At 72.4% G+C, this 6,597-nt stretch carries 4 protein-coding genes; all 4 read right to left on the bottom strand.

Annotation, left to right across the window (positions count from 1 at the left end; translation table 11 throughout):
* Positions 1-19 precede the first annotated feature (19 nt).
* Positions 20-1,336, bottom strand: a complete 1,317-nt coding sequence (locus AC08OP_RS18135) for an Hsp70 family protein (RefSeq protein ID WP_476615282.1) — start codon at positions 1,334-1,336, stop codon at positions 20-22.
* Positions 1,337-1,628: 292 nt separating this feature from the next.
* Complete coding sequence (meaB, locus tag AC08OP_RS18140) at positions 1,629-2,711, bottom strand: methylmalonyl Co-A mutase-associated GTPase MeaB (RefSeq protein ID WP_476615283.1); 1,083 nt, start codon at positions 2,709-2,711, stop codon at positions 1,629-1,631.
* Between the two features lie 28 nt (positions 2,712-2,739).
* Positions 2,740-5,004, bottom strand: coding sequence for a methylmalonyl-CoA mutase (gene scpA / locus AC08OP_RS18145; protein WP_476615284.1), 2,265 nt, complete (start codon positions 5,002-5,004; stop codon positions 2,740-2,742).
* Positions 5,004-6,597, bottom strand: a 1,594-nt coding sequence (locus tag AC08OP_RS18150; RefSeq protein WP_476615285.1) for a methylmalonyl-CoA mutase family protein, incomplete at its 5' end; no start/stop codon positions are given. The genes AC08OP_RS18150 and scpA, both read right to left, overlap by 1 nt.

Consider the following 6,597-nt stretch of genomic DNA (forward strand, 5'->3'; position numbering starts at 1 on the left):
ACGCTCAGGAACCCTCTGCTCAGGACCCCTCCGACGTCACCGCGGCGTCCGGCGGCCGGATCACCGCGGTGACGTCGGAGGGGTCCTGAGCAGAGGGTTCCTGAGCGTCACCGACCTCGCCCGACGCGCCGAAACCGCCGGCGGTCACCGCCCCGACGGCACCGAAGGCCGCGGGCACTCCCGGAACACCGACCGCACCGGGAACACCCGGAATACCCGGAATACCCGGAACACCGGGTGCACTCCCGGCACCGACGGCGCCGAACCGATCAGCGAGGTCGGCGGCGAGCAGCGCCGCGCCCATCGCCACATCCGCGTCCGAACCGTGGTCGATCCGGTCGATCCCGCTGAAGGTCTCCCGCAGCCGGCGGGCCACCAGCGGAAGGTGGGAGATCCCGCCGGACAACAGGATCCGGGACAGCTCGGCGGAGGTCACCGGCACCGAGCGGAGCGCCCGGCGAAAGGTCATGATCGTGTCATCGACAATCGGGCCGATGAGGGTCTCCAGCTCCGCCCGGCTCAGCGTGACGAAGGTATCGACTCCGGGAAGGGAGACCGGAACGTCAACTTCGTCCTCACCGGAAAGGATCTCCTTCGCCTGCGCGCATTCCCGCCGCAGCCTGCCGAGCGCGGTCCGGATCATCGGGTCGGAACGGTCGAGCGCCGCACGCTCGACACCCGCGCCGGTCAGCACCCGGTCGACCAGGAGCTCGTCGAGCTCGAGGCCGGCGCCGTGGCGCAGACCCGCGGCCAAGCCGAGCAGCTGGAACCCGAACGGCGAGAAGGACAGGATCCCCGTGTCGAGGAAGCCGGCGCCGAAGTCGTACCATCCGACCAACTCGACGGTCTGGGTCGAGGAGCCGTGAGACAGCAGGGTTCCGATCGCGTCGGCGGCCGGGAACGCCGCGACGGGCACCGTGACATCGGAGAGCTGGCTCACGGCGTCCGCGAACACCTCGCGCCGGGCCGCCGACCAGAACGTCGGGAACGTCACGACGACCTGGTCCGGTTCCGACCCGAGCTGCTCGGTGGCGGCCGTGACGACGTAGGACACCAACCGGGCGATCAGCCCCTCCCGGCTGTAGGCGGCACCCCCGAGCAGAACGGGACCGCTGTCCCCGAGCGGGCGCAGGAGGTCGGTCGCGGCACGCTCGGGGTCGACCAGCGACCGGCGGTCCGCCGAGCGCGCGAACTGCAGGCCACCGGCCGGGGCAGCGTAGATCACCGACGGCAGGCGACGCTGACCGCTCAGTTCGAGCACGCGGGGCCAGCCTCCGTCCGCCACCCCGACGATCGTGTTCGCGGACCCGAGGTCGATACCCAGCTGATAGCTCACCGCGTCTCCCGAAACCCACGCGATCATCACGGCGACCGGAGCCACGGTACTCCGCTCGGCCGCCGGAGATCCTTCCACTCCCGTTACCACGATCATCGTAGACGTTTGACCAGGCAATATTTGTGTCCGGGAGCGGACAAAATATTTCCGGCTCCCGTTGAGCCGGTGAGCAGGTCCCTGAGTTGCCGAATGGTGCCGGACGGTGCCGAATGGTGCCGAGCCCCGGCCCGACCGGCCTGCCGTGGGCGGAACTGTGGAGGGTTAGGCACAGTCCAGCGGCCGTGGGCCGTTCCTAACCCTCCACACTTTTCCGTCGCGGCTTTCCGTCGCGGCTTTCCGCGGCGTCGGAGGGTGCCGCGGCCCGGCCCTCGTGGGCGGCCAGGCCGTCATGCGCGGCGAGGATGGCGTCGGCGGCCAGGCTCGGGGTGAGGGTGCCGTCGCGGACCCGCCGTTCAAGGTCCGGAGTGATCTCGCGGATCCCCGGATCGGCCCGCAGGCCCGCGAGCAGCCGATCGTGGACCATCGCCCACATCCAGTCGACCTGCTGGCGGCGGCGGCGGGCGGCGAGTTCGCCGGAGGCGTCGAGGGTGTCCTGATGCTGGACGATCTGCGCCCAGACGGCGTCCAGCCCCGTCCGCTCCACCGCGCTGCACGTCAGCACCGGGGTGTTCCAGTCCCGGGGACCGGCGGAGCCCTGCAGCAGCCGCAGCGCGCCGGCGAGTTCTCGGGCGGCACGGCGGGCGTCGAGCTCGTGCGGCCCGTCGGCCTTGTTCACCGCGATGACGTCGGCGAGCTCCAGCACCCCCTTCTTGATGCCCTGGAGCTGATCCCCTGTCCGGGCCAGGGTCAGGAACAGGAAGGTGTCGACCATGTCGGCGACGGTCGTCTCCGACTGGCCGACGCCGACCGTCTCGACCAGGACGACGTCGTAGCCCGCCGCCTCCATGACGACCATCGCCTCGCGGGTCGTCTTGGCGACGCCACCGAGCGTCCCCGCGGTGGGCGAGGGCCGGATGAACGCCGCCGGATCGGTGGACAACGCCGCCATCCGGGTCTTGTCCCCCAGGATGCTGCCGCCGGTACGCGTCGAGGAGGGGTCGACGGCGAGCACCGCCACCTGGTGCCCCTTCCCGGTGAGCATGGTGCCCAGCGCGTCGATGAACGTCGACTTGCCCACCCCGGGCACCCCGGTGATGCCGATCCGACGGGCCTTGCCCGCGTGCGGCAGCAACGTCACCAGCAGCCGCTGCGCGAGCTCCTGGTGGTCGGGCCTGGTGGACTCGACGAGGGTGATGGCCCGCGCGATCCAGGTCCGCGACGAGGCCAGCACCCCGTCGGCGTACTCGCCCGGATCGATCGGTCGTCGGGTCACCATGCCGGATCTGCCGTCGCTCGGGGGCGGGTCAGGCCGCGGGGTGAGCGGGATGAGCGGGATGACCGAGCTGGGCCGACAGGGTCGCGAGCAGGTCCAGCGCGGCGTCGGCGATGACCGTGCCGGGCGGGAAGATCGCGGCGGCGCCCGCGGCCCGCAGCTCGTCGAAGTCGCCGGGGGGGATGACCCCGCCGACCACGATGAGGATGTCGGGCCGGTCGAGCGCGGCAAGCTCCTCGCGCAGCGCGGGCACCAGGGTGAGGTGGCCGGCGGCCAGCGATGACACCCCGATGATCTGCACGTCGGCCTCGACGGCCTGCCGGGCGACCTCGGCCGGGGTCTGGAACAGCGGGCCGACGTCCACGTCGAAGCCGAGGTCGGCGAACGCGGTGGCGATCACCTTCTGGCCGCGGTCGTGACCGTCCTGGCCCATCTTCGCGACCAGGATCCGGGGCCGGCGACCCTCGGCGCGTTCGAAGGCGGCGGCGGCCTCGCGGGCGGCGAGGATGTTGCCGGCAGGTCCCGCCTCGTCCCGGTACACCCCGGAAATGGTACGGATCTGGCCCGCGTGACGCCCGTAGACCTTCTCCAGCGCGTCGGAGATCTCCCCGACCGTCGCCTGAGCCCGGGCCGCGTCGACGGCGAGCGCCAGCAGGTTCTGCTCCAGCCCGGGACCGCGGCGCCCATCGCGGGCCGCGTCGGCCGCCGCGGTCAGGACGTGCAGCGCCGCCTCCACCGCGGCCGGGTCACGGTCGGCGCGCAGCCGGCGCAGCTTCTCGATCTGCTCGGCGCGCACCGCCGAGTTGTCGACCTTGAGCACCTCGATGGCCTCGTCCGCGTCGACGCGGTACTTGTTCACCCCGATCAGCGGCTGGCGGCCGGAGTCGATGCGGGCCTGGGTGCGGGCGGCGGCCTCCTCGATGCGCATCTTCGGAATCCCGGCGTCGATGGCCTGCGCCATGCCGCCCGAGGCCTCGACCTCGTCGATGTGCTCCCAGGTCCGGCGGGCCAGGTCGTGGGTGAGCCGCTCGACGTAGTAGCTGCCGCCCCACGGGTCGATCACCCGGGTGGTGCCGGACTCCTGCTGGAGCAGCAGCTGGGTGTTGCGGGCAATGCGGGCCGAGAAGTCCGTCGGCAGGGCCAGCGCCTCGTCGAGGGCGTTGGTGTGCAGCGACTGGGTGTGCCCCTGGGTGGCGGCCATCGCCTCCACGCAGGTGCGCACCACGTTGTTGAACACGTCCTGGGCAGTCAGCGACCAGCCCGAGGTCTGCGAGTGGGTCCGCAGCGACAGCGACTTGGCGCTCTTCGGGGTGAACTGGTTGACCAGCCGCGACCACAGCAGCCGGGCCGCGCGCAGCTTGGCGACCTCCATGAAGAAGTTCATGCCGATCGCCCAGAAGAACGACAGCCTTGGTGCGAACGCGTCGATATCCAGCCCCGCGCCCAGCCCCGCCCGGATGTACTCGACTCCGTCGGCCAGGGTGTAGGCCAGTTCCAGGTCGGCCGTCGCCCCGGCCTCCTGCATGTGGTAACCGGAGATCGAGATCGAGTTGAACCGCGGCATCCGCTGCGAGGTGAACGAGAAGATGTCCGAGATGATCTGCATCGACGGCTGCGGCGGGTAGATGTAGGTGTTGCGGACCATGAACTCCTTGAGGATGTCGTTCTGGATGGTCCCGGCGAGCTGCCCCGGGGCCACCCCCTGCTCCTCGGCCGCGACGATGTAGAGCGCCAGCACCGGCAGCACGGCGCCGTTCATGGTCATCGACACGCTCATCTTGTCCAGCGGGATACCGTCGAACAGCTGGCGCATGTCGAGGATGGAGTCGATGGCGACGCCGGCCATGCCGACGTCGCCGGTGACCCGCGGGTGGTCGCTGTCGTAGCCGCGGTGGGTCGGCAGGTCGAAGGCGACCGACAGGCCCTTCTGCCCGGCGGCGAGGTTGCGCCGGTAGAAGGCGTTCGACGCGGCGGCGGTGGAGAACCCGGCATACTGGCGGATGGTCCACGGCTGGGTGACGTACATCGCCGGGTACGGGCCGCGCAGGAAGGGCGCGATCCCCGGGTAGGTGCCCAGGAAGTCCAGGCCCGCGGTGTCGGCGGCAGTGTAGAGCGGCTTCACCGCGATGCCCTCGGGGGTATCCCAGGTCAGCGCGTCGGCGTCCTTACCGGTCGCCGCCTCCAAGGCGGCCCGCCACTCACCTTCCGCCGTGTCCGCCCCGGCCGGCGTGGTGCCCAGCTCCACCGCGGAGAAGTCCGGGATCATCGTGGCACGTTGCGAGCTGTCCGTGGACATCAGGCCACCCCAACCTCGGCGAGCGTCGCCCGCAGCACGGCGACGGCATTGCATCCAGTGAACACGTAGCCGTCGATGCCCGCGGCGGCATCGGTCTGCGCGCGCGCACCGGCCTGGCCCGCGAGCCACACCCGGCTCGCCCCGGCGGCCCGCAGCGCCTCGGCGACCGGTCCGGCGTGCTCGGCGTACACCTTGTCGGCCGAGCACAGGCAGGCCACGGTGGCCCCGGAGGCGCTGAACGCCGCCGCGATCGACGCCGGGTCCGTGCCCGGGCCGGACGTCGGAGTCTCGAACCCGCCCGCCTGGAACAGGTTGGCGGCGAAGGTGGCGCGCGCGGTCGAGACCGCCGCGCTGCCCAGGGTGGCCAGGAAGACCACGGGCCGGCCGCCCGTCGCCGCCAGGTGCGCGTCGGAACGGGCGCGCAGCTCCTCGAAGGTGAGGTCGTAGGTGAGCTCCGGCAGCCCGGTGCCCACCGCCGTGGCGGCCTCCCCGCCGGCGCCGGCGGGGCTCACGGCGGGCACGGGGCTCACGGCGGGCACGGGGGACCGCTCGGGGAGGTTCTCGCCCAGGTTCGGGAACTCGCTCACCCCGGTGATCGGTTCCCGCCGGTGGGCGATCGCGTCGGAGCGCGTCGCCCAGGTGGCCGCGATCCGCTCGGCGACGAGCCCGGACCGCAGGCCGGCGACGATCCCGCCGGCCCGCTCGATCTCGGTGAACCAGACCCAGGCCGCCTCGGCGAGCTCGGCGGTGAGTGACTCGACGTACCAGGAGCCGCCGGCCGGGTCAGTCACCCGGATCAGGCTCGACTCCTCCTGCAGGAGGGTCTGGGTGTTGCGGGCGATCCGGCGGGAGAAGTCGTCGGGCCGGCCGAGGCGCGTGTCGAACGGCAGGACGGTGACCGCGTCGGCGCCGCCGACACCGGCGCCGAAGCAGGCCAGCGTCGTGCGCAGCATGTTCACCCAGGGATCCCGGCGGGTCATCATCGCCGCCGAGGTGACCGCGTGCTGGCGCTGGGCCCGGTCGGCCGGCTCGGCGCCGCACACCTCGGCGACCCGTGACCACAACCGGCGGGCGGCCCGCAGCTTCGCGATCGAGGAGAACTGATCGGCGGTGACCGCGTAGCGAAACTCGATCTGGGCGAGCGCCTCGGCAAGGCTCAGGCCGGCCCCGGTGAGCTCCCGCAGGTAGGCGACGCCGGTGGCCAGTGACGCCCCGAGTTCCTCGGCGTCACTGCCACCCGCGCGGTGGTAGGGCTGGGCGTCGACGACGAAGGCGCGGATCCCGGGGAACTCCCGCACGCACCGGCCGGCGAGCGACACCGCCTCGGCGAGGCCCACCGGGCCGTCGGCCGGCAGGCCGGTCCGCGCGGCCAGACCGATCGGGTCGGCGCCGAGGCTGCCCGTGAGCTGCGAACCGGGCAGGCCGCGGGCGGCGGCGAGGCCGAAGAACTCCTCGGCGGCCGCGGCGGTGAGCTCCCCCGCGTCCAGCACGATCGGCGCGAGGTCGAGGTAGACCTCGCGCAGCACCGCGCCGAGCCCGCCGACCGGCAGACCGGCGGGCCCCAGCCGCAGCCAGAGCGAGGTAGCGCCGTTC

The sequence above is a fragment of the Frankia sp. CeRuru1 genome, from assembly GCF_977966315.1.